Annotated in this window: 1 protein-coding gene; it reads right to left on the bottom strand. The window is 35.9% G+C overall.

What is annotated here, in order from left to right:
• Positions 1 to 60: 60 nt before the first annotated feature.
• Positions 61 to 245, bottom strand: a 185-nt coding sequence (locus tag FGF67_RS17595; RefSeq protein ID WP_233244121.1) for a hypothetical protein, incomplete at its 5' end; no start/stop codon positions are given.

The raw sequence follows: 245 nt of genomic DNA, 5'->3' as shown, positions 1-245 counted from the left end.
ATTGGCGTTTAGTTCTCAAAAAAGGACTTGAGCCAAAACTTTGAAAATTAGAACTGATTTTTAGGCAAAAAACCAATATTTTAAACAAGCACCGAATATCGCTCTTGCACTATATTTGGTAACGGCCTTGGCTAAGATTATGTTGCGGAAAAATCCGCAGGATTCTTTCCGCCATGAACCAAATATAGCAAAGAAAGAGGAATTTTCGGCAGAAAATTCCGAAGCAATTAATTTTAGCCATTGTT

Source organism: Allotamlana fucoidanivorans, assembly GCF_006265225.1.
GTDB lineage: Bacteria > Bacteroidota > Bacteroidia > Flavobacteriales > Flavobacteriaceae > Allotamlana > Allotamlana fucoidanivorans.
Note: the sequence above shows the minus strand (reverse complement) of the source record. Positions and strands in the feature narration are given on the sequence as shown.